This window comes from Streptomyces sp. NPDC038213 (genome assembly GCF_055600495.1).
Genome location: NZ_JBVJYM010000018.1, coordinates 1 through 21421 on the forward strand (window position 1 = coordinate 1; position 21421 = coordinate 21421).

The 21421-nt window shown below is 73.6% G+C and carries 19 protein-coding genes; 9 read left to right on the forward strand and 10 right to left on the reverse strand.

What is annotated here, in order from left to right; all coding sequences use genetic code 11:
- Positions 1-425: 425 nt before the first annotated feature.
- From ACZ7JZ_RS22970 to ACZ7JZ_RS22990, 5 genes are all read left to right on the forward strand, one after another.
- Positions 426-1193 carry an IclR family transcriptional regulator gene (locus ACZ7JZ_RS22970; RefSeq protein WP_470942221.1) on the forward strand — a complete coding sequence of 256 codons (768 nt, stop codon included), beginning with the start codon at positions 426-428 and terminating at the stop codon, positions 1191-1193.
- Between the two features lie 368 nt (positions 1194-1561).
- Positions 1562-2317, forward strand: coding sequence for an MIP/aquaporin family protein (locus ACZ7JZ_RS22975; protein WP_470942224.1), 756 nt, complete (start codon positions 1562-1564; stop codon positions 2315-2317).
- Between the two features lie 60 nt (positions 2318-2377).
- Entirely contained in the window at positions 2378-3904 is a 1527-nt protein-coding gene (glpK, locus tag ACZ7JZ_RS22980) for a glycerol kinase GlpK (RefSeq protein WP_470942227.1), read from the forward strand.
- A gap of 53 nt (positions 3905-3957) precedes the next feature.
- On the forward strand, positions 3958-5565 hold the full coding sequence (locus tag ACZ7JZ_RS22985; RefSeq protein WP_470942230.1) for a glycerol-3-phosphate dehydrogenase/oxidase: 1608 nt from the start codon (positions 3958-3960) through the stop codon (positions 5563-5565).
- 182 nt (positions 5566-5747) lie between these two features.
- Positions 5748-6773 carry a PAC2 family protein gene (locus ACZ7JZ_RS22990; protein WP_470942233.1) on the forward strand — a complete coding sequence of 342 codons (1026 nt, stop codon included), beginning with the start codon at positions 5748-5750 and terminating at the stop codon, positions 6771-6773.
- A gap of 106 nt (positions 6774-6879) precedes the next feature.
- Here ACZ7JZ_RS22990 and mshC read toward each other — a convergent pair whose 3' ends face one another.
- From mshC to ACZ7JZ_RS23010, 4 genes are all read right to left on the reverse strand, one after another.
- The gene (gene mshC, locus ACZ7JZ_RS22995) at positions 6880-8109 is read right to left on the reverse strand and encodes a cysteine--1-D-myo-inosityl 2-amino-2-deoxy-alpha-D-glucopyranoside ligase (protein WP_470942235.1); all 1230 of its coding nucleotides are present in this window, start codon (positions 8107-8109) and stop codon (positions 6880-6882) included.
- Between the two features lie 121 nt (positions 8110-8230).
- Positions 8231-9235 carry an SCO1664 family protein gene (locus ACZ7JZ_RS23000; protein ID WP_470942238.1) on the reverse strand — a complete coding sequence of 335 codons (1005 nt, stop codon included), beginning with the start codon at positions 9233-9235 and terminating at the stop codon, positions 8231-8233.
- Entirely contained in the window at positions 9199-9789 is a 591-nt protein-coding gene (locus ACZ7JZ_RS23005; protein WP_470942241.1) for a DUF3090 domain-containing protein, read from the reverse strand. The genes ACZ7JZ_RS23000 and ACZ7JZ_RS23005 overlap by 37 nt, the downstream gene beginning before the upstream one ends.
- Positions 9790-9904: 115 nt before the next feature.
- Entirely contained in the window at positions 9905-10612 is a 708-nt protein-coding gene (locus ACZ7JZ_RS23010; protein ID WP_470942245.1) for a histidine phosphatase family protein, read from the reverse strand.
- Between the two features lie 55 nt (positions 10613-10667).
- On the opposite strand from ACZ7JZ_RS23010, the gene ACZ7JZ_RS23015 reads away from it, so the two are divergent.
- Complete coding sequence (locus ACZ7JZ_RS23015; protein ID WP_470942248.1) at positions 10668-11678, forward strand: magnesium and cobalt transport protein CorA; 1011 nt, start codon at positions 10668-10670, stop codon at positions 11676-11678.
- 93 nt (positions 11679-11771) lie between these two features.
- On the opposite strand, the gene ACZ7JZ_RS23020 is transcribed toward ACZ7JZ_RS23015, so the two are convergent.
- The gene (locus tag ACZ7JZ_RS23020; protein WP_470942251.1) at positions 11772-12560 is read right to left on the reverse strand and encodes a ferritin-like domain-containing protein; all 789 of its coding nucleotides are present in this window, start codon (positions 12558-12560) and stop codon (positions 11772-11774) included.
- Between the two features lie 266 nt (positions 12561-12826).
- Entirely contained in the window at positions 12827-13876 is a 1050-nt protein-coding gene (locus tag ACZ7JZ_RS23025; RefSeq protein WP_470942254.1) for an LLM class F420-dependent oxidoreductase, read from the reverse strand.
- A 101-nt stretch (positions 13877-13977) separates the two neighbouring features.
- Here ACZ7JZ_RS23025 and ACZ7JZ_RS23030 point away from each other — a divergent pair, with 101 nt between their 5' ends.
- Positions 13978-14970, forward strand: a complete 993-nt coding sequence (locus ACZ7JZ_RS23030; RefSeq protein WP_470942257.1) for an aldo/keto reductase — start codon at positions 13978-13980, stop codon at positions 14968-14970.
- Positions 14967-17585 carry a helix-hairpin-helix domain-containing protein gene (locus ACZ7JZ_RS23035; protein ID WP_470942260.1) on the forward strand — a complete coding sequence of 873 codons (2619 nt, stop codon included), beginning with the start codon at positions 14967-14969 and terminating at the stop codon, positions 17583-17585. The genes ACZ7JZ_RS23030 and ACZ7JZ_RS23035 overlap by 4 nt, the downstream gene beginning before the upstream one ends.
- Before the next feature lie 162 nt (positions 17586-17747).
- On the opposite strand, the gene ACZ7JZ_RS23040 is transcribed toward ACZ7JZ_RS23035, so the two are convergent.
- Positions 17748-18407 (reverse strand): hypothetical protein, encoded by a 660-nt coding sequence (locus ACZ7JZ_RS23040; protein WP_470942263.1) that lies wholly within the window; start codon positions 18405-18407, stop codon positions 17748-17750.
- Positions 18408-18454: 47 nt separating this feature from the next.
- Between ACZ7JZ_RS23040 and ACZ7JZ_RS23045 the strand changes: the two genes are divergently transcribed.
- Entirely contained in the window at positions 18455-18643 is a 189-nt protein-coding gene (locus ACZ7JZ_RS23045; RefSeq protein WP_470942266.1) for a DUF5703 family protein, read from the forward strand.
- 40 nt (positions 18644-18683) lie between these two features.
- Here the strand turns inward: ACZ7JZ_RS23045 and ACZ7JZ_RS23050 are convergent, their stop codons facing one another.
- From ACZ7JZ_RS23050 to ACZ7JZ_RS23060, 3 genes are all read right to left on the reverse strand, one after another.
- Positions 18684-19502 (reverse strand): chaplin, encoded by an 819-nt coding sequence (locus ACZ7JZ_RS23050; protein ID WP_470942564.1) that lies wholly within the window; start codon positions 19500-19502, stop codon positions 18684-18686.
- 157 nt (positions 19503-19659) lie between these two features.
- Complete coding sequence (chpH, locus tag ACZ7JZ_RS23055) at positions 19660-19893, reverse strand: chaplin ChpH (protein WP_226739615.1); 234 nt, start codon at positions 19891-19893, stop codon at positions 19660-19662.
- Positions 19894-20046: 153 nt separating this feature from the next.
- Positions 20047-21372, reverse strand: a complete 1326-nt coding sequence (locus ACZ7JZ_RS23060; protein WP_470942270.1) for a M20/M25/M40 family metallo-hydrolase — start codon at positions 21370-21372, stop codon at positions 20047-20049.
- Between the last annotated feature and the right edge of the window lie 49 nt (positions 21373-21421).

Consider the following 21421-nt stretch of genomic DNA (forward strand, 5'->3'; position numbering starts at 1 on the left):
ACGAGGGGTCCTGCGCCTGGAGCATGGTCCCCATCGCCCCGTCGGCCACCACCACACGCGAGGCCAGCGCCTCGCGCAGGGCATCGGCCCGGGTCTGGGTGTCTGCGGGCGGGTTCGGCAACGAGGCCATGGAGTACTCCCTGGGATGCGACGGCTGTCGGCTTTGCGCCACTGTGTCGAGGCGCACGTCGTCAGGGTAACCGTGCAGGTGCCGGGCGGGGGAAGGCGTCCCACGCACCGGACGGCCACCTTGGCAACTCGGGATCCGGTGCCGGTCCGGGGGTGGCTGGATCGACGCCGTCTTGACAGACTTTGCCGGACCGCACATGAGGTCGGCATGGACCGATAGTGTTCGTCATTGTCGAACCACGTCCGGTACGCCGTCACCAGAGCAGGCGGCGCCGGCAAGCACAGGAGGCTGCGCGATGGCACGGAACATCCAGTCGCTCGAAAGGGCTGCTGCGATGCTGCGTCTGCTCGCCGGGGGTGAGCGCCGGCTGGGCCTGTCCGACATCGCCTCCTCGCTGGGCCTGGCCAAGGGCACGGCCCACGGGATCCTCCGCACCCTCCAGGCGGAGGGCTTCGTGGAGCAGGACGCGGCCTCGGGCCGCTACCAGCTGGGCGCCGAGCTGCTGCGGCTGGGCAACAGCTACCTGGACGTGCACGAGCTGCGGGCCCGCGCCCTGGTGTGGACGGACGACCTGGCCCGGGCCAGCGGCGAGAGCGTGTACGTGGGGGTCCTGCACCAGCAGGGCGTGCTGATCATGCACCACGTGTTCCGGCCGGACGACAGCCGGCAGGTGCTGGAGGTGGGGGCCATGCAGCCGCTGCACTCCACGGCGCTGGGCAAGGTGCTGTCCGCCTTCGACCCGGTGGCGCACAGCGAGGCGGTGGAGGCGGAGCGCAAGGCCTTCACCCCGGCCACGGTGACGGACCTGGCCGGTTTCGAGGGGGTCCTCGACCTGACCCGGGCCCGCGGCTGGGCCGCGGACGTGGAGGAGACCTGGGAGGGGCTGGCCTCGGTGGCCGCCCCGATCCACGACCGGCGGCGGATGCCGGTGGGCGCGGTCGCGGTGGCGGGCGCGGTGGAGCGGGTGTGCGGGCCGGCCGGGGAGGTGCGCCCGGAGCTGGTGGCGTCCGTGCGGGACTGTGCGCGGGCGGTGTCCCGGGACCTGGGGGCGGGCCGCTTCTGAGGGCTCGTACGGGCCCTGGTGCGGGGGTGTGGCGTCGCGGACGTCACACCCCTTTTTTCGCGCCCTGCGGGGGGCGCGACGAGGGTCCCGGCGGGCCCGCGTGGCGTGATCCTGTCCGTCTTCCGTCCGGTTTGCACCCTATTACCCAGTGGTAACGATCCGACATTCGGCCCCTTCGAACTCTTGACGCCGTCTTCACCCGGGCGGAAAACTGCCGTTCATCGGTCGGCATTGTCGAACACCTACCGGCAATACGCGTTAGGGTGTGGCAGAGCCAAGGGCCGATATCGCACTCACCGAGTGCGCGGACCGCCGGACGGGACCCGGCCGTCCGCTCACCCCCTGGACGTAGGACAAAGGAGTCGCGGGTGTCCACCTCCGACATCTTCATCGGCGAGACCATCGGTACCGCCCTGCTCACCCTGCTCGGCGGAGGCGTCTGCGCGGCGCTGACCCTCAAGAGCTCCAAGGCCCGCGGCGCGGGCTGGCTCGCCATCACCTTCGGGTGGGGCTTCGCCGTGCTGATCGCCGCGTACGTGTCCGCCCCGCTCTCCGGGGCCCACCTGAACCCGGCCGTCACCGTCGGCATCGCGGTCAAGGACGGCGACTGGGGGAACACCGGGGTCTACTTCGCCGGCCAGCTCCTCGGCGCCATGATCGGCGCCGTCCTGATGTGGATCACGTACTACGGGCAGTTCCGGGCGCACCTGACGGACCCGGAGCTGAAGCCCGACCTCACGCAGCCCGCGGGCCCGGTGCTCGGGATCTTCTCCACGGGCCCCGAGATCCGCAACACGGTGCAGAACCTGGCCACCGAGATCATCGGCACCGCGGTGCTCGTGCTCGCGATCCTCACCCAGGGCCTCCAGGACGGCGGCAAGGGCCTGGGCGTCATCGGCGTCCTGATCACCTCCTTCGTGGTCGTCGGCATCGGCCTCTCGCTGGGCGGCCCGACCGGCTACGCGATCAACCCGGTCCGCGACCTCGGTCCGCGCATCGTCCACGCCCTGCTGCCCCTGCCGAACAAGGGCGGCTCCGACTGGGGCTACTCCTGGATCCCGGTGGTGGGCCCGCTCGCGGGTGCCCTGCTCGCCGGCGGTCTGTACAACCTCGCGTTCGCCTGATTCAGATTCGCTGACTGACTCTCCAGACTCGCACCTACCGACTTGCCAGGAGCAGACTCCATGACCACCAGCACCGGGCCCTTCATCGCCGCGATCGACCAGGGCACCACCTCCTCGCGCTGCATCGTCTTCGACCGCGACGGCCGCATCGTCTCCGTGGACCAGAAGGAGCACGAGCAGATCTTCCCGAAGCCGGGCTGGGTCGAGCACGACGCGACCGAGATCTGGGCGAACGTCCAGGAGGTCGTCGCCGGGGCCATCGCGAAGGCCGAGATCACCGCCGCCGACGTCAAGGCGGTCGGCATCACCAACCAGCGCGAGACCACGGTCCTGTGGGACAAGAACACCGGCGAGCCGGTGCACAACGCGCTCGTGTGGCAGGACACCCGTACCGACGGGCTGTGCAAGGAGCTCGGCCGCAACGTCGGCCAGGACCGCTTCCGCCGCGAGACCGGCCTGCCGCTGGCGAGCTACTTCTCCGGCCCGAAGGTCCGCTGGCTGCTCGACAACGTCGAGGGCCTGCGCGAGCGCGCCGAGGCCGGGGACATCCTCTTCGGCACCATGGACACCTGGGTCATCTGGAACCTCACCGGTGGTGTCAACGGCGGCCGCCACGTCACCGACGTCACCAACGCCTCCCGCACCATGCTCATGAACCTCCACGAGCTGGCCTGGGACGAGCGCATCCTGCAGTCGATGGAGATCCCGGCGGCGGTGCTGCCCGAGATCCGCTCCTCCGCCGAGGTCTACGGCGCGGTCGCGGACGGGGTCCTCGCGGGCGTCCCGGTCGCCTCGGCGCTGGGCGACCAGCAGGCCGCCCTGTTCGGCCAGACCTGTTTCGCCGAGGGCGAGGCCAAGTCCACGTACGGCACCGGCACGTTCATGCTGATGAACACCGGCGACAAGATCATCAACTCGTACAGCGGCCTGCTCACTACGGTCGGCTACCAGATCGGCGACGCCAAGCCGGTCTACGCCCTCGAGGGCTCGATCGCCGTCACCGGCTCGCTCGTCCAGTGGATGCGCGACCAGATGGGCCTGATCAAGTCCGCGGCCGAGATCGAGACCCTGGCCTCCTCGGTCGAGGACAACGGCGGCGCGTACTTCGTCCCCGCCTTCTCCGGCCTGTTCGCCCCGTACTGGCGCTCCGACGCCCGCGGTGTGATCGCCGGCCTCACCCGCTACGTCACCAAGGCGCACATCGCCCGTGCCGTGCTGGAGGCCACCGCCTGGCAGACCCGCGAGATCACCGACGCCATGACCAAGGACTCCGGCGTCGAACTGGCGGCCCTCAAGGTCGACGGTGGTATGACCTCCAACAACCTGCTGATGCAGACCCTCTCGGACTTCCTGGACGCCCCCGTGGTGCGCCCGATGGTCGCCGAGACCACCTGCCTCGGCGCCGCCTACGCCGCCGGCCTGGCCGTCGGCTTCTGGCCCGACACGGACGCGCTGCGCGCGAACTGGCGCCGGGCCGCCGAGTGGACCCCGCGGATGCCCGCCGACCAGCGGGACCGCGAGTACAAGAACTGGCTCAAGGCCGTCGAGCGGACCATGGGCTGGATCGACGACGAGGACGTCAGCTGACCCCGGCCGGCTGATGCACACGTCGATCACTGACAGCTGACGAGGAGCTAACAATGAGCAGCCTGCAGAGCGTGCCCGCCCTGGGCACGCACCCGACCGCCGGTTCCACGGCGAGCCGCGCCGAGACCAGGGAGCAGCTGGCGAAGGCCACCTACGACCTGCTGGTGATCGGCGGCGGAATCCTGGGCACCTCGGTGGCCTGGCACGCCGCGCAGTCGGGCCTGCGGGTCGCCATGGTGGACGCCGGCGACTTCGCCGGCGCCACCTCCTCGGCCTCCTCCAAGCTGGTCCACGGCGGTCTGCGCTACCTGCAGACCGGCGCGGTCAAGCTGGTCGCCGAGAACCACCACGAGCGGCGGGTGCTGGCCAAGGACGTGGCCCCGCACCTGGTCAACCCGCTCACGTTCTACCTGCCGGTCTACAAGGGCGGTCCGGTGGGTGCGGCCAAGCTGGGCGCGGGCGTCTTCGCCTACTCCGCCCTCTCGGCCTTCGGCGACGGCATGGGCAAGGTCATATCCCCGGCCCGTGCCGCCGCCGACAACCCCGGTCTGAAGACGGACGACCTGAAGGCCGTCGCGGTCTACTACGACCACCAGATGAACGACTCCCGCGTGGCCGTCATGACGGTCCGCGCGGCCGTCGAGGCGGGCGCCGTGGTCCTCAACCACGCCGAGGTGACGGGCCTGCGCACCACGCAGGGCCGGGTCTCGGGCGCCGAGCTGCGCGACCGCCTGGACGGCAGCGAGTTCGGGGTCAGCGCGCGGGTCGTGCTCAACGCCACCGGCCCGTGGGTGGACCACCTGCGGCGCATGGAGGACAAGCACGTGGCCCCGTCGATCCGGCTCTCCAAGGGCGCGCACATCGTGATGAAGCGCAAGTCCCCCTGGAAGGCCGCCATGGCCACCCCGATCGACAAGTACCGCATCACCTTCGCGCTGCCGTGGGAGGACCAGCTGCTGCTGGGCACCACGGACACGCAGTACGAGGGCGACCCGGCGGACGTGCGGGCCACCGAGGCCGACATCCAGCAGATCCTGGACGAGGCGGCGTTCTCCATCAAGGACACCGACCTGGACCGCTCCCTGATGACGTACGCCTTCGCGGGCCTGCGGGTGCTGCCCGGCGGCCCCGGGGACGTGGCCAAGGCCAAGCGCGAGACGGTCGTCACCGAGGGCCGCGGCGGGATGCTGTCGGTCGCGGGCGGCAAGTGGACGACCTACCGGCACATCGGCCGGGTCGTCATGGACAAGCTGGCCAAGCTGCCCGGCAGCCCGCTCACCGAGGACATGGAGCCGGTCAAGTCCCTGGTCCGCCGGGTGCCTCTGCCCGGTGTCGCCAACCCGAACGCCGTGGCGCACCGCCTGCTGGTGGACCGCGAGCCCGGTACGCGCATGGACCCGCTGACCGCCCGGCACCTGGCGACCCACTACGGTTCGCTGGCCTTCGACATCGCGCGGCTCGTCAACGAGGACCCGGCGCTGGGCGAGCGCATCCACGAGGACGGCCCGGAGATCTGGGCGCAGGTCGCCTACGCCCGCGACCACGAGTGGGCGCAGACCGCGGACGACGTGCTGCGCCGCCGTACGACGGTGACGATCCGCGGCCTGGACACGGACGCGGTCCGGTCGCGCGTCGAGGAGATGCTGGGCCGCAAGGCCTGAGAAGTGCCCGTCGCGGGTACGGCTTCCACCACGGGGCCGTGCAGGCGGTGAAGGGGCGGTCCCGTGCGGGGCCGCCCCTTCGCGCTGCGCGTAGAGGGCATTTTCCGCACGCTGTGGCGGTGGTGGATCCAAGCCGTAGGCTGGCCCCGGTAAAGGCAAGGGAACTTCGGAAGGAGACCTGGGTGATCGAGCTTGAGGGCGTGCCCGAGCTGATCGACCCGGTCATGGTGGCCGCGTTCGAGGGCTGGAACGACGCGGGTGACGCGGCCTCCGGCGCGGTCGCGCACCTGGACCGGGAGTGGAAGGGCGAGGTCTTCGCGGCTCTGGACGCCGAGGACTACTACGACTTCCAGGTCAACCGCCCCACGGTGTGGCTGGACGGCGGCGTGCGGAAGATCACCTGGCCCACCACGCGGCTGTCCGTGGTCCGCATCGGCGGTGCCAAGCCGCGCGACCTCGTGCTGGTCCGCGGGATCGAACCGTCCATGCGGTGGCGGTCGTTCTGCAACGAGATCCTCGGGTTCGCGCACGAGCTCGGGGTGGAGATGGTCGTCATCCTGGGAGCGCTCCTCGGCGACACCCCGCACACGCGGCCGGTGCCGGTCAGCGGGGTGACCTCGGACCCGGACCTGGCCCGGACCCTGGACCTGGAGGAGACCCGGTACGAGGGGCCCACGGGGATCGTGGGCATCCTCCAGGAGGCCTGCACGCACGCCGGGGTGCCGGCCGTGTCCCTGTGGGCGGCGGTGCCGCACTACGTGTCACAGCCGCCGAACCCGAAGGCGACCCTGGCGCTGCTGAACCGCCTGGAGGACCTGATCGACCTGCGGATCCCGCTGGGCGAGCTCCCGGAGGACGCGCGCGCCTGGCAGCTGGGCGTGGACCAACTGGCCGCCGAGGACAGCGAGGTGGCGGAGTACGTCCAGACGCTGGAGGAGGCCCGGGACACCGCGGACCTGCCGGAGGCCTCGGGCGAGGCCATCGCGAGGGAGTTCGAGCGGTACCTGCGGCGCCGGGACGGCGGTCCGGGGCTGGCCACGGACGGCGGGGACGGCACGTACCTGCGCGACACCTCGGGCGGGCGGCCGCGGCCGCCGCGGCTGGGCCGGCCGGGCGGCAGCGCCCCGGAGGGCCAGGAGCCGCCGGGCGGCGGCGAGGAGCGCGGCGGCGGCAGCGCCGCCGGCGAGGAGGAGGGCCCCGAGGGCTGAGCGGGGCCGCGCGCCCCTGCGGCGCGGTACGCGGAAGGGGCCGGCACCGGGTGCCGGCCCCTTCGCGCTGCCCGGACGCGGTCGGTCCGCGTCCGGGCGGGGACTGCTACAGGGCGACGCCGAGGAGGGCGTCGACGGTACGGGAGACCAGTCCGGGCGCGGACTCGTCCGTACCGCCCCCGGACTCCTGGAGCGCGGCCCAGCGGTCGACCGCGGCCAGGGCGGCGGGCGCGTCGAGGTCGTCGGCGAGGGCGGCGCGCACCTCCTCGACGAGGGCGTCCGCGGAGGGCCCGTCGGGCCGGGAGACGGCCGCGCGCCAGTGGGCGAGCCGCCGGACGGCGGTCTCCAGGACCTCGTCGGTCCACTCCCAGTCGGCCCGGTAGTGGTGGGACAGCAGGGCGAGGCGGATGGCGGCGGGGTCGGTCCCGGCGCGGCGCAGGGCGGAGACGAAGACCAGGTTGCCCTTGGACTTCGACATCTTCTCGCCGTGCAGGGCGACCATGCCGGCGTGGACGTACGCCTTGGCCATGGGGAACTCGCCGGTCAGCACCTGGGCGTGGGAGGCGCCCATCTCGTGGTGCGGGAAGGCCAGGTCGGATCCGCCCCCCTGGATGTCGAAGCCCATGCCCAGGTGGTCCAGGGCGATGGCCACGCACTCGATGTGCCAGCCGGGGCGGCCGCGGCCCAGGGAGCCCCCGTCCCAGCTGGGCTCGCCCTCGCGGGCGGCCATCCACAGCATCGGGTCGAGGGGGTTCTTCTTGCCGGGGCGGTCCGGGTCGCCGCCGCGCTCGGCGGACAGCAGGCGCATCGCCTCGGCGTCCAGGCCGGAGACCTTGCCGAAGTTCGGGTCGGATCCGATGGAGAAGTAGACGTCGCCTTCGAGCTCGTAGGCGGCGCCCGCGTCGCGGAGCCTCTCGACGAGCGGCACGATGCCGGGTATGGCCTCGACGGCGCCGATGTAGTGCTGCGGGGGGAGCATCCGCAGGGCGGTCATGTCCTCGCGGAACAGGGCGGTCTCGCGCTCGGCGAGCTCGGTCCAGTCGTGTCCGTCGCGCAGGGCCCGCTCCAGCAGCGGGTCGTCGACGTCGGTCACGTTCTGGACGTAGTGAACCTGACGCTTGGTGTCGAGCCACACGCGTTGCACGAGGTCGAACGCGTTGTAGGTCGCCGCGTGACCGATGTGGGTCGCGTCGTACGGGGTGATCCCGCAGACGTAGAGGCGGGCGACGGGACCCGGGGCGAGGGTGATCGTCCCCCGGGTCGCGGTGTCGTGGATCCGGAGGTCGCGGCCCTTGCCGGGCAGGGCGGGAACCTCAGAAGCGGGCCAGGCATGCATGTCATGAGCCTAACCGGACGGATGTTCCGGAATCGAACCGGACCGGCACTGATGACCGGAACTGCTCTCTTGCGGTCGTCCTGCGGGTGTGCAGGGGGCCCGGGCGGGGCCCCGGTGCACGTCAGACGGGGGGCCAGGGGATCGCGGGCCACTGTCCGGAGGGCTGCGGATGGCGGCCCGTGCGCAGCAGCTGAGCCACCCGGTCGCGTACGGCGGCCAGCTCGGCCGGGGTGATCAGTTCGGCCAGGCGGGTGGCGAGGGGGGTGCCTTCGGCCAGGGCGGCGGCGAGGGCGGTCAGGGTGGCGGCGGCCTCGGCGGTGAGGGGTTCGCCGGCCCAGCCCCACAGGAGGGTGCGCAGCTTGTCGTCGGTGTGGAAGGTGACCCCGTGGTCGATGCCGTAGAGGCGGCCGCCGGGAGCAGTGAGGAGGTGGCCGCCCTTGCGGTCGCCGTTGTTGATCACGGCGTCGAGGACGGCGAGGCGGCGCAGCCGGGGGTCGTCGGCGTGGACGAGGAGGGCGGTGCGGCCCTCGCCGACCTCGGCGAAGCCGATCGCGCGCCAGCCCTCCCCGGCCTCCTCGCCGTCGACGAGGGCGAGGAGCCCGGCGGCGGGGCCGGGCAGCACGGTGGCGGGGCCGGGCAGCACGGTGGCGGGGCCGGGCAGCACGGTGGCGGGGCCGGCTTCCGGCTCGGCCGCGGGCTCTGCTGCGGGCTCGATCCACTGCTGGACCATGCCCTCGCCGTACGGGCCCTCGCGGAGCACGGTGGGCGGGATGAGGTCCCAGCCGCCGGCGCGGGAGAGCTCGTACGCGGCGACCTCGCGGCGGGCGAGGTTGCCGTCGGGGAAGTCCCACAGCGGGCGCTCCCCCGCGACGGGCTTGTAGACGCAGTCGGTGCTGCGGCCGTCGAGCTCGGCGGTGCAGAAGAGCACGGCGTTCGAGGCCTCGCGGATCCGGCCGCGGACGGTCAGCCCGCCGCGGCGCAGCAGCTCCTCGATCTCCTGGATCTCGGCAGCACCCGCGGCACCCACGGCACCCGCCGCCCCGGCGACTGCTCCGGCGGCGGCTCCCGTCCCTGATTCAGCGTCCACGGTCATGCTCCGCGGCGGTAGCCGTTCTGGCGGGGGCACACGTGCCCCTCGGGGTCCAGCGGGAGGCTGCACAGGGGGCAGGGCGGCCGGCCCGCGTTGACCACGTCGAGGGCGCGCTTGGCGAAGGCGCGGGCCTGGGAGCCCGTGAGGCGGACCCGGAGCATCGGCGGGCCGTTCTCCTCGTCCTGGAGCAGCCGCTCCTCGGCCTCGGCGAGGTCCTCCTCGGACTCGGCGTCCAGCTCGACCAGGGCCTGCGCCTCGACGATCATGCGCTGCTGCTCGCCGTCCCAGGCCAGGGCCATCGTGCCCACCCGGAACTCCTCGTCCACGGGGACGTCGAGGGGGGCGGTGTCCGCGGCCTCGGGGGTGGCGAAGGCCGGTACGGGGGCGTTGCCCCCGGTGCGCCTGACCACCTCGTCGAGCAGTTCGTCCATCCGCTCGGCGAGCGCGGCCACCTGGGTCTTCTCCAGCGAGACGCTGGTGACGCGGGTGCCCGAGGAGGCCTGGAGGAAGAACGTCCGGCGCCCGGGCAGGCCGACCGTACCGGCTACGAAGCGGTCCGGCGGGTCGTAGAGGAACACCTGACGGGACACGTCCAGTCTCCAGGGTGGTTTCGGCTGCGGGCGGGCGGGTCGGGGGAAGTACGGCGCGGCTCCGGCTGCGGGGCGGGCCGGTGTCGGGCGCCTCCAACCCTACTGCGCCGTTGGATCACCCGGCGCCCGCAGCGCCCCCTACGACCGCGTTGCCGCCATTGTCCGGGGCGGTGCCGGCCGGGGCTCCGCCGCGGGGTGCCAGGGAGGCGAGGTCGCCGGTGTCCCCGAGGCGCAACAGGAAGGGCCTCAGGCGGGTGTAGCGCACGGCGGTGACCGAGCAGGGTTCGACGGACACGCGCTGGAAGAGGTCCAGGTGCATGCCGAGGGCGTCGGCGACGAGGGACTTGATGATGTCGCCGTGGGAGCACATCACGTAGACCGCGTCGGGGCCGTGCTCCTCCTCGATGCGGGCGTTCCAGTCCCGGACGGCCTCCACCGCGCGCTGCTGCATGGCGCGCAGGGACTCGCCGCCGGGGAAGGCGGCCGCCGAGGGGTGTTGCTGGACCACCTCCATGAGGGGCTCCCCGGCCAGTTCGGAGAGCTTGCGGCCGGACCAGTCCCCGTAGTGGCACTCGCCGATCCGCTCGTCGGTGTGCAGGGGCAGCTCCGGGCGGGCGGCCAGGAGCGGGGCGAGGGTCTGCGCGCAGCGCTCCAGCGGGCTGGAGACGGCGGCGGCCAGCGGCAGCCCGGCGAGCCGCCCGGGCAGGGCCGCGGCCTGCGCCGCGCCGTGGTCGTCGAGGGAGACGCCGGGGGTCCATCCGGCGAGCAGCCCTGCGGTGTTGGCGGTGGACCGCCCGTGCCGTACGAGGATCAGCGTGGCCATGGGGACCAGCGTAGGCGGTGGCGCGCGGATGCGGCGGGGCTGTGGACGGAGGACAATGCGCGGCGTGATTGTGGACTGCGCGATGTACCGCAACGGCGCCCGGGTTCCGGGGCCCGCGGACTTCTCGGACGCCCTGGCACAGGCCCGGGCCGAGGGGGACGCGTTCCTGTGGATCGGCATGCACGAGCCGACGGAGAAGGAGTTCGAGCTCGTCAGCAGCGAGTTCGGGCTGCACCCGCTGGCCGTGGAGGACGCGCTGGCCGCGCACCAGCGGCCCAAACTGGAGGTGTACGACGACTCGTTGTTCGTGGTCCTCAAGCCGGTGGTCTACGACGAGTCCACGGACACGGTGGCGGCCGGGGAGCTGATGGTCTTCGTCGGCGACGCCTTCGTGGTGACCGTGCGGCACGGGGACGGGGCCCCGCTGGGGGCGGTCCGGCGGCGGCTGGAGCAGGACCCCTCCGCGCAGGGGGTGCTGCGGCAGGGCCCGACGGCGGTGCTGTACGCGGTGAGCGACGCGGTGGTGGACCAGTACATCGTCGTGGCGGGCGAACTGCAGTCGGACCTGGAGGAGCTGGAGGCCGAGGTGTTCGCCCCGGGCTCCCCCGGTTCGCCGGGTGCGCGGAACACGGCCGCGCGGATCTACGGGTTCAAGCGGCAGGTGCTGGAGTTCCGGCGGGCGAGCAATCCGCTGGTGCTGCCGATGGCCCGGCTGGCGGGGGCGGGCGTGCCCTTCGTCCACGACGGTGCGCGCCCCTTCTTCCGGGACGTGGCCGACCACCTGGCGAAGGCCAACGAGTACGTGGAGGGGCTGGACCGGCTGCTGTCGGACGCCCTGTCCGCGCACCTGGCGCAGACGGGCGTGCGGCAGAACGACGACATGCGCAAGATCTCGGCGTTCGCGGCCATGGCGGCGGTGCCGACGATGGTCGCCGGGGTCTACGGCATGAACTTCGAGGACATGCCGGAGCTGCGGCAGTGGTGGGGCTACCCGGCGGCGCTGCTGGTGATGGCCGGCGCGGTGCTGGGCCTGTACCGGATGTTCCGGCGGCGCGGCTGGCTCTGAGGGCCGGGGACGGCCGTGCAGCGGTACGGGAGCCGCGGCGGTACGGGCTCCCGTAGGCCCGCCCGCACCGCTGCGGCCCCCGCCGCCCGGCGGTCAGGCGAACCCGGGTGCCGCCGCGACCGGCCCGCCGAGCGCATTGCGCCGCTCCGGCATGGTCAGGCCGACCGCCTTGTGCCAGCCGGCGAACCGCTCGTACGCGTAGGCGCCGCGGATGCCCGCGCGCAGGGTCGCGGCCTTCGCCGCGGGCCACTTGAGGATCCGCCCCATGTGCTCCATGACGGCGAGGCTGACGTCCCGGTAGACGGCGATCTCCGTCAGGGCGCTCTCGCGCAGCACCCGCTGGATGGTCCGGCCGTGGCCCTGGCGGGCGAGGCGCAGCAGCTCCTCGTGGCAGTACGCGAGGTGGTTGTCCTCGTCGTGGCTGATCATGCGGATGGCCCTGCCGAGCTCGGGGTCGTCGCCGAAGTGCTTGACGAGCATGACCATCTGGTCGGCGGCCCGCTGCTCGGTGACGCGGCTGTGCGCGAGGTAGACGACGATGTCCTCCTCGGTGAGCGGCTGCTCCCCGCGCAGTCTGGCGTGGGCGAGGCCGATGCCGCTGCCCTCCAGCAGCATCGTGTAGTCGGTCTCGGGCGGCACCGGTACGGGAGTCAGCCCGCGTTTCTTCAGCAGCGCCTGGAAGATCCGGCCGTGCTTGTCCTCGTCGGCCCCGTGCCGGGTGATCTTCGGGGCCATGTCCGCCATGGCCGGCGGCACGAGGGCCGCGATCCGGGCGTTCTCCCAGCCTCCCTGGGACTCGCCGCTCGCGGCGATGGAGCAGAAGAGCCGGAAGGAGTCGTCGTCCTCGACGATCTCCTGGAACAGGCTTCGGGCCGAGAGCATCAATGCCACCTCCTACGGTCCCCCTCAGTCCCCCTCAGTCGAGTGAAGGTCCGATCGGGGAGGCGGGCAAACGGTGCCCGGCGGCGCTGCGCCGAACGAAGGACGTTTCGAACAGCGCCCGGGCCGCACGCCGGTGCCCCGCGGCGCGTAACCCCGCGGGGCCGGGAGGCGTTGTTGGCTGTGACGGCCGTGGCGGGGAAGACCCCCGAGCCCCCACCACGGCCGCGGACCCGCAGCGGACCCCCGTGCAGTGCACGGGGGTCCGCTCATGCCAGGCCGGCCGCCTCCAGGGCCTCCACGCCGGCCCGCAGGGCCGCCAGCCGCTCTTCGAGGGTGAACCCGGCCGGGGCGAGCGTCAGAGTGGTGACCCCGGCCTCCGCGTAGGCCTTCATCCCGTCGGCGATCCGCTCCACCGGGCCGAGCAGGGTGGTGGAGTCGATCAGCTGGTGCGGGACCGCCGCGGCCGCGCCCGCCTTGTCCCCGGACAGGTACTTGTCCTGGATCTCGGCGGCCTCCTTCTCGTACCCCATGCGCTGGGCGAGCTGGTTGTAGAAGTTCTGCTTGCGGCTGCCCATGCCGCCCACGTAGAGCGCGGTGTACGGGCGGAAGGTGTCCGCGAGCGCGGCCACGTCGTCGCCGAGGGCGAGGGGGACGGTGGGGCAGACGTCGAAGCCCTCCATCGTCTTCCCGGCCTTCTCGCGGCCCGCACGGATGTGCCGCAGGGCGGTCTCCTCCAGGTGTGCGGCGGCCGGGAAGATCAACAGGGCGCCGTCGGCGATCTCGCCGGTCTGCTCCAGGTTCTTCGGCCCGATCGCGGCGATGTAGAGCGGGATGTACGGGCGCTCGGGGTGGACGGTCAGCTTGATCGGCTTGCCCGGGCCGCCGGGGAGCGGCAGCGTCCAGTGCTCGCCCTCGTACGAGAGCCGCTCGCGGCTCATGGCCTTGCGGACGATCTCCACGTACTCGCGGGTGCGGGCGAGGGGCTTGTCGAACTTGACCCCGTACCAGCCCTCGGAGACCTGCGGGCCCGAGACCCCGAGGCCGAGGCGGAAGCGGCCGCCGGACAGGGAGTCGAGGGTGGCCGCGGTCATCGCCGTCATGGCCGGCTGGCGGGCCGGGATCTGCATGATGGCCGAGCCGATGTCGATCCGCTCGGTCTGCGCGGCGACCCAGGACAGCACGGTCGGGGCGTCGGAGCCGTAGGCCTCGGCGGCCCAGCAGACCTCGTAGCCGATCCGGTCGGCCTCCCGGGCGACGGCCAGGTTGTCCGCGTCCATGCCCGCGCCCCAGTAGCCGAGATTGATGCCGAGCCGCATAGGTCGCTCCCCTTGACGGTTTACCGATCAGTAACACAGGACTGCGGGGACTCTAGCGCGCCCCGGCCCGCTCCGGCAGGGCCCCAGTAGTCTCAGCGGTCATGGAGCAGAGGCATCTCGGCCGCACGGGCCTGCGCGTGTCCCGGATCGGACTCGGCACCCTCACCTGGGGCCAGAGCCCGGGGGGTACGGGCGCCGGCGAGGCCGCCGAGCAGCTGAAGGCCTTCTGGGAGGCCGGCGGGACCCTCGTCGACACCGCGGACGTGTACGCGGGCGGGGAGGCGGAGTACCTGCTCGGGCAGCTGCTGGACGGGCTGGTGCCGCGGCGCGACCTGGTGATCTCGACCAAGGCGGGCGGCGTGCGCGACGCGGAGCGGCGCTGCGACGCCTCGCGCGGGCACCTGCTGGCCGCGCTGGACGACTCCCTGGCCCGGCTCGGCACCGACCACGTGGACCTGTGGCAGGTGCACGCCTTCGATCCGCACACCCCGCTGGAGGAGACGCTCCAGGCCCTGGACCTCGCGGTGAGCAGCGGCCGGGCCCGGTACGCGGGGGTGGCCGGGTTCAGCGGCTGGCAGCTGGCGAAGGCGGCGACCTGGCAGCTCGCCGCAGCCGGGGTGCGGACCCGGCTGGCCGGTACGCAGATGGAGTACTCGCTGCTCCAGCGGGGCGTGGAGCGGGAGGTACTGCCGGCCGCGCGGGACCTCGGGGTGGGGCTGCTGCCCTCCTCGCCGCTGGGCCGGGGGGTGCTGACGGGCAAGTACCGCGAGGGGGTGCCGGCCGGGTCGCGGGGGGATTCGGAGGTGCTGGCCGGGTTCGTGGCCCCGTACCTCGACGAGCCGGCGGGCCGGATCGTCGAGGCCGTGGTGACGGCCGCGCAAGGGCTCGCCGTCACCCCGCTCCAGGTGGCCCTGGCGTGGGTGCGGGACCGGCCGGGGGTGGCCGCGCCGGTCGTCGGCGCGCGGACCGCGGCCCAGCTCGCCGAGGTGCTGTCAGTGGAGGCCCTTAGTCTTCCCGAGGAGATCTGCCGGGCGCTGGACGATGTGTCGGCACCGGTGCACCGCTACCCGGACCAGGACTGGAGCACGTTGTGAGCACGGAACACGCCGACCGCGGCGAGGGCGTCGAGGACGCCGGTCGGGACACGGCGGCGTCCGGGGCCGCACCGACGGCCCCGGAGACCGTCGCGCAGGACCCGGATACCGCTGCGGAGTCCGGCACGGACGCGGGTACGGGAGCGGACTCGGGTACGGACGCGGACACGGACTCAGCCGCGGACGTCGGTACGGACGCGGCTACGGACGCGGGCGCCGGTACGGACGCGGACGGCGGTACGGAGCAGGTGACGGACCCGGGTGCCGAGACGGATGCGGCTGCCGTCGGGGCGCCGGACGCGGGCCTTGCGGAGGGCTCCGGCGGGGAGTCCGCCGAGGCGGTCCCGGAGGAGGGCTCGGAGGGCGGCTCGGAGGCGCCCTCCGGGGCGGAGGACGGGACCGGTGCGGCGACTGCGGCTGCGGCTGCGGGCGACGGAGCCGCGCCCGTGCGGAGCGAAGCCGAGGCCGAGCTGGCCGCGCAGAAGGTGGAGCGGGAGCGGATCGCCCGGCGCAAGGCCGAGCGCGAGGCCCCGATCGACGCGGGCGCGAAGCTGAGCGGTAAGGCCGCCGATCTGCTGGCCGCCGTACGGGCCGTGGAGAGCGGGCGCACGCCCGAGCCGTCCACCCCGGCCCGCCGCCCCGGCGGTTCCGGCGCCGGACCGTCCGGTCCCGCTTCCGGCTCCGGTCCCGCTTCCGGCTCCGGTCCCGCTTCCGGGTCCGGGTCCGGGTCTACGAGTTTCGACGGGCGGCAGGAACCGGCCCCGCGGCGGCCCGCGTCCGCGGTGCCCGCCCCGGCGCGCCCGGCCGTCTCGCTGCCCCACGCTCCCGCGCAGGCCTCGCCCGAGCTGGTCGCGGCCCTGCGGGCCGTACTGGCCGCGGGCGGGGCGCCGGAGGCGCTGGCCGGTGCGGCCGCCGCCCGGCTGGGCGAGGGCGCGGCCGAGGAGCTGCGCCGGGACCCGTGGCGGCTGCTCGAGGTGCCCGGGGTGCGCCCGGCGCAGGCCGACGGGTTCGCGCGCGCCCTGCTGGGCCCGGAGTGCGGCCCCGGCGACGAGCGCCGCGGCACGGCGCTGGTGGGCTGGCTGCTGGCGCAGGCCGCCCTCAAGGGCCACACCGCGCTGGAGGCGCCCGTGCTGACGGCCGCGCTCGCCCCCTACGGCGTGCCGGACGCGGACGCGGCGCTGGAGGCGGCGGTCGCGGCGGGGACGGCGCTGGTCTTCCAGGAGCCGCTGGACGGCCCGCCCACGGCGGCGGGCTCCCCGGCCGACGGCAGCGGGGACGGTGAGGACGAGGCGGACGGCGCCCGGGGGCCGGTGCGGATCCTGATCGGGCTGGAGGACCACGCCCTGGCGGAGGAGAGCCTCGCGGACGGCCTGGCCCGGCTGCTGAGCACCTTCGGCAAGGAGGGCGCGGGCGCCGACGACTCCGGTGCGGACTGGGAGGAGGCCGCCGCGGCGGCCCCCGGCCCGTCCGCCGCCGCGCTGATCCGCACCGCGGCGGGGCACGGCCTGGTCGCGCACACCGGCGGCGAGGCCGCCCGCGCCGAACCCCTCGCGCTGGTCGCGGCGGCGCACGCGCGGGGGCTGCGCTCCTTCGTGGCGGCGCACGCCCCCGACGGCCGGGACCGGGCCGCGGCCCTCGTGCCGGCCGGTTCGGCGGTGACCGTGGCCGGGCTCCTCTCCGGGGCGGAGGGCCCCGGCCGGGACGCCGAGGGGGCCTTCGCGCTGGACCTGCTGGTGGTGCTGGACGCCCCGCAGCTCGACGTGGAGAGCGCCGCGGCGCTGGTGGAATCGGTGCCCGACGGGGCCCGGCTGGTGCTCAGCGGCGATCCCGGCGTGCTCGGATCGGCCGGTCCGGGCCGGGTGTTCGCCGATGTGCTGGCCTCCCGCGCCTGCCCGCAGCTCGCCTCGCGCACCCCGGACCCGGGCCCGCTGGGCGAGCTGGTCTCGGGGATCGGGATCGGGGAGCTGGAGCGGGTCGAGGCGCCCGGCAAGGAGGTCGTGATCGTCCCGGTCCGCGAGCCCGCCGAGGCCGTGCACCGGACGGTGCAGCTGGTCGCCGACTCGGTGCCGCGGGCCTTCGGGATCGAGCCCCGGCACACCCAGGTGCTCACCCCGGGGCACGGCGGCCCGGCCGGAACCCGCGCGCTGAACTCCGCCCTCAAGGAGCGGCTCAACCCCGGCCCCGGCCGGTTCGGCGGCTTCGATCCCGGGGACCGGATCGTGTACGTGCCCTCCCCCGGCCGGGCGCTGCCGGGCCTGGTGGTGTCCGCCGACGCGGCGGGGCTGCACCTGGACTGCGCGGGCGAGCGGGTCGTCGTGCCCAAGGAGCGCGTGGAGTCGGCCGTGCGGCACGGCTGGGCCGTGACGGCCCACCAGGCCGTGGGCGGGCGCTGGCCCGCCGTGGTGGCCGTACTGCCCGGGGACGCGGCGGACGCGCTGTCGCGGGACTGGGTGTACACGGCCTTCGGGCGCGCCGAGCGGCACCTGTCGGTGGTGCACGGCGTCGACCAGGCGCTGCCGCGGGCGGTGGCGGAGGTTGCGGCCCGGCCCCGGACCACGCGGCTCGCGGCCCTGCTGCGCGCGCTGGCGGCCGAAGCGGAGCCCCAGTCCCCGTGAGCTCCGCCGGACCCGCGGCGGGGCCGGGAAGAACGGCCTGAACGCACCGGTGCCCGGCGCCCCCCTGGAGGGGCGACCGGGCACCGGTGTGCTGCGGCTCGGAAGCGGATGCGGTGGTTCAGCAGTGGGGGCAGGGGTCGGCGGCGGCCGCCGCCGCGGGGGTCAGGGGCGCCGGAAGTGCCGTCCCGGGCCCGCGCCCTGCTCCTCCTCGAAGTCCGCCTCCCCCTCCTCGTCGAAGGCGGAGCTGAAGTCGAAGCGGTGCAGCACGTGCTCCGGGCCGGTGTGGTCGAAGGGGGTGCTGAGCCACTCCCCGGGCTCGGGGACCTCCTCCCCGACCGCGATCCAGAGGGTGGAATCGCCCTCCTCCAGCCCGAAGTCCTTGTGCCGGGAGGCGATTTCGTCGGGTTCGTACTCTCCGAAGAGCACGCCGAGCGCCCCCGCGGTCCCGGCCGCGTCCTCGGGGTCGAGATCGCGGTCCGCGGCGGAGACCCGCTCGGCCTGGGCGATCAGGCGCTGCGGTTCCTCCACCACGTAGTCGCGCCGGATCAGCACGCTGAAGATGCTGGGTTCGGCGGGGCCGGCGTAGGGCAGGGAGTCCTCGGTGGCGGGAATCTCGAAGGGCGTGACCTCGTCGTAGCGGTCGTAGAGGAGTTCGTCGTACTCCTCGGCTGCCGCGGCCAGTTGGTTGAAGGCGGCGTACACGGCCGGATCGTCGTCTCCGGTCCGGCGCTCGACCGCCGCCAGGTGACGGTCGAGCGCGGTCTTGACCGCCTCGGCGGCGGCGCGTACCTCGGCAACGGTGGGCTGAGCGGCATCAGACATAGTGCAGACGCTATCCGTACCGGGTCGGTGCGCGCACAATAGATGCGATGCCGGAATACGAATTCGTCGACGTGTACGTCCCCCGCGGGGTCAGCCGCAAGGAGGCCACCCGCCTGCTCACCGACCATGCCGAGTACGGACATTGGGAGCTGGACCGGCTGTCACTGTTCAAGGACGGCAGCCGGAGGGTCCGCCTCCGCCGCAAGATCATCCGCCAGATCAGGGCCACCTGGTGAGGAGCCGGGTCCCGCGCGGGCCGCGCGGGACCCGGACCGCTCAGGCGGCGGCGCGGAAGCGCCGGTAGAGCACGGCCCCGGCCAGCAGCATGCCGCCGCCCATCGGCAGGACCACGCCGAGGGCGCCGTCGGCGCCGGTGCGCGCGAGGGAACCGCCGGCTCCGTTGGCGCGGACGTCCCCGCCGGAGCTCCCGGACGATCCCGAGGTGCCGGACGTCCCGGACGTCCCCGAACCGTCGTCACCCCCCGGCCCACCCGGCTTGCCCGGCTGCCCCGGGGTGCCGGGCTTCCCCGGGGTGCCGGGCTTCCCCGGGGTGCCGGGCTCCCCGGGCTTCCCGGGCTCTCCGGGCTTACCCGGTTCACCGGGCTTCCCAGGTTCACCGGGCTTGCCCGGCTTGCCCGGCTTGCCGGGTTCACCGGGCTTCCCCGGCTTGCCGTGCCCGCCGTTGGCGCACTCGTTGCCGAGGGCCGGGTTCAGCAGGCCGATGACCGAGACGGTGTTCCCGCAGGCGTTGACCGGTACGTGCACCGGCGCCTGGACGGTGTTGCCGGAGCCGACGCCCGGCGAGTTCTTCGTGCCCCCCTCTGCCTGTGCGCCGCCGCGGCCGTACCCCCGGCCGGCGTTCGCGCACTCGTTCCCGGCGGCCGGGTTCAGCAGGCCGACGACCGAGACGGTGTTCCCGCAGGCGTTGACCGGTACGTGCACCGGCGCCTGGACGGTGTTGCCGGAGAGCACTCCCGGCGAATCCGACGCACCTCCCGCCGCCCCGGCGTCGGCCTGCGCGTATCCCCCTCCGAGAGCGAGGACACCCCCTGCGGCCGCCACGGTGATCAGCGTCTTCCTGGTGACCTGTCGCATGTGCTCGTAAACCCCCTGGTGCATTGCTTCGTGCGTACACCGGCGCACGGGCTCCCCCGCTCGTACGCCGAAGAGCCCCGGATCCCCGGAGCGCGCGGGCTGCGCGCTCCGGGACCGGGGACTCAAGCCCTCGTGAGGGCGAGGTTCGGCGTCAGCGTCAGTCGTTGACGCAGGTGTTGCCGAAGGCCGGGTTCAGCAGACCGATCACGTTGATCGTGTTGCCGCACACGTTCACGGGAACGTGGACCGGGACCTGGACGACGTTGCCGGACAGCACGCCGGGGGAGCCGACAGCGGCACCCTGCGCGGCGGAGTCGGCGACGGCCAGCCCCGCGCCCGCGAGAACCAGGCCACCGGTGGCAGCCGCGACAGCGGCAACCTTCTTGATCATCATTCCTCCTAGTAGGCAATGCGGTCCCAGCCGCGGACCGCAACACCTGTAACGAGGAGGTGCCACCGGGGCTACGAGCGTATGAGCGCATTCACTCTTCTCAGTGGCGTCCGCACACCCAGGCGAATGGCAGGCGGTGTCCCCGGAGGGCCTTCAGCAGTTGTCGATGAACTTGTCCAGAACGCGCACGCCGAACTTGAGCCCGTCCACCGGCACCCGCTCGTCGACCCCGTGGAACATGCCCGCGAAGTCGAGCTCCGGCGGCAGCTGGAGCGGAGCGAAGCCGAAGCAGCGGATCCCGAGGTCGTCGAAGGACTTGGCGTCCGTACCGCCCGAGAGCATGTACGGGACCGCGCGCGCGATCGGGTCCTCGGCCTTGAGCGCCGTCTGCATCGCGTCGACCAGCCGGCCGTCGAAGTCCGTCTCCAGCGCCTTGTCCGCGTGCACGTCCTCGCGCTTCACGCGGGGGCCGAGCAGCCGGTCGAGGTCGGCCAGGAACTCCTGCTCGTAGCCGGGCAGGAAGCGGCCGTCCACGTGCGCGGTGGCCTGGCCGGGGATCACGTTGACCTTGTAGCCGGCGCCGAGCATGGTCGGGGCGGCCGAGTTGCGCAGGGTGGCGCCGACCATCTTGGCGATGCCGCCGAGCTTGGCCAGGGTGGCGTCCATGTCCTCGGGGTCCAGCTCGGTGCCCAGGGCGTCCGAGAGCTCGTCCAGGAAGGAGCGGACGGTCTTGGTGACCCGCACCGGCCAGGTGTGGCGGCCGAGGCGGCCCACGGCCTCGCAGAGCTCCGTGATGGCGTTGTCGTTGTTGGTCATCGAGCCGTGGCCCGCGGTGCCCTCGACGGTCAGGCGCATCCAGTGCATGCCCTTCTGGGCGGTCTCCACCAGGTAGAGGCGGAGGTTCTCGTTCACCGTGAAGGAGAAGCCGCCGACCTCGCCGATGGCCTCCGTGACCCCGTCGAACAGCCCGCGGTGCTTGTCGACCAGGTGGCGGGCCCCGTAGAGGCCGCCCGCCTCCTCGTCGGCCAGGAAGGCCAGGACGATGTCGCGCGGGGGCTTGCGGCCGGTGCGCAGCCGGTCGCGGACCACCGCGAGGGTCATCGCGTCCATGTCCTTCATGTCGACCGCGCCGCGGCCCCACACGCAGCCGTCGGCGACCTCGCCGGAGAAGGGGTGGTGCGTCCAGTCCTCCGCGTTGGCCGGGACCACGTCCGTGTGCCCGTGGATCAGCAGTGCCGGCCGGGAGGGGTCCTCGCCCTCGATCCGGGCCACCGTGGAGGCCCGGCCCTTGTGGGATTCGATGATCTGCGGTTCCAGGCCGACCTCGGCGAGCTTCTCGGCGACGTACTCGGCCGCCTTGCGCTCGCCGGGGCCGGAGTGGTCCCCGTAGTTGCTCGTGTCGATGCGGATGAGGTCCCGGCAGAGGTCGACGACCTCGTCCTCGCCGGACCTGCCGCTGCCCGCGCCCGTGATGCTCACGCTGATTCCTCCCACTGTCGTCGGCGGTTGCCGAGGCTCCTCCCCCATC

Coding starts and splice junctions, on each gene's coding strand:
- ACZ7JZ_RS22970 (WP_470942221.1), top strand. CDS start 426: ATGGCACGGAACATCCAGTCGCTCGAAAGGGCTGCTGCGATGCTGCGT.
- glpK (WP_470942227.1), top strand. CDS start 2,378: ATGACCACCAGCACCGGGCCCTTCATCGCCGCGATCGACCAGGGCACC.
- ACZ7JZ_RS22985 (WP_470942230.1), top strand. CDS start 3,958: ATGAGCAGCCTGCAGAGCGTGCCCGCCCTGGGCACGCACCCGACCGCC.
- mshC (WP_470942235.1), bottom strand. CDS start 8,109: ATGCATGCCTGGCCCGCTTCTGAGGTTCCCGCCCTGCCCGGCAAGGGC.
- ACZ7JZ_RS23010 (WP_470942245.1), bottom strand. CDS start 10,612: ATGGCCACGCTGATCCTCGTACGGCACGGGCGGTCCACCGCCAACACC.
- ACZ7JZ_RS23015 (WP_470942248.1), top strand. CDS start 10,668: ATGCGCGGCGTGATTGTGGACTGCGCGATGTACCGCAACGGCGCCCGG.
- ACZ7JZ_RS23020 (WP_470942251.1), bottom strand. CDS start 12,560: ATGCTCTCGGCCCGAAGCCTGTTCCAGGAGATCGTCGAGGACGACGAC.
- ACZ7JZ_RS23025 (WP_470942254.1), bottom strand. CDS start 13,876: ATGCGGCTCGGCATCAATCTCGGCTACTGGGGCGCGGGCATGGACGCG.
- ACZ7JZ_RS23030 (WP_470942257.1), top strand. CDS start 13,978: ATGGAGCAGAGGCATCTCGGCCGCACGGGCCTGCGCGTGTCCCGGATC.
- ACZ7JZ_RS23040 (WP_470942263.1), bottom strand. CDS start 18,407: ATGTCTGATGCCGCTCAGCCCACCGTTGCCGAGGTACGCGCCGCCGCC.
- ACZ7JZ_RS23045 (WP_470942266.1), top strand. CDS start 18,455: ATGCCGGAATACGAATTCGTCGACGTGTACGTCCCCCGCGGGGTCAGC.
- ACZ7JZ_RS23050 (WP_470942564.1), bottom strand. CDS start 19,502: ATGCGACAGGTCACCAGGAAGACGCTGATCACCGTGGCGGCCGCAGGG.
- chpH (WP_226739615.1), bottom strand. CDS start 19,893: ATGATCAAGAAGGTTGCCGCTGTCGCGGCTGCCACCGGTGGCCTGGTT.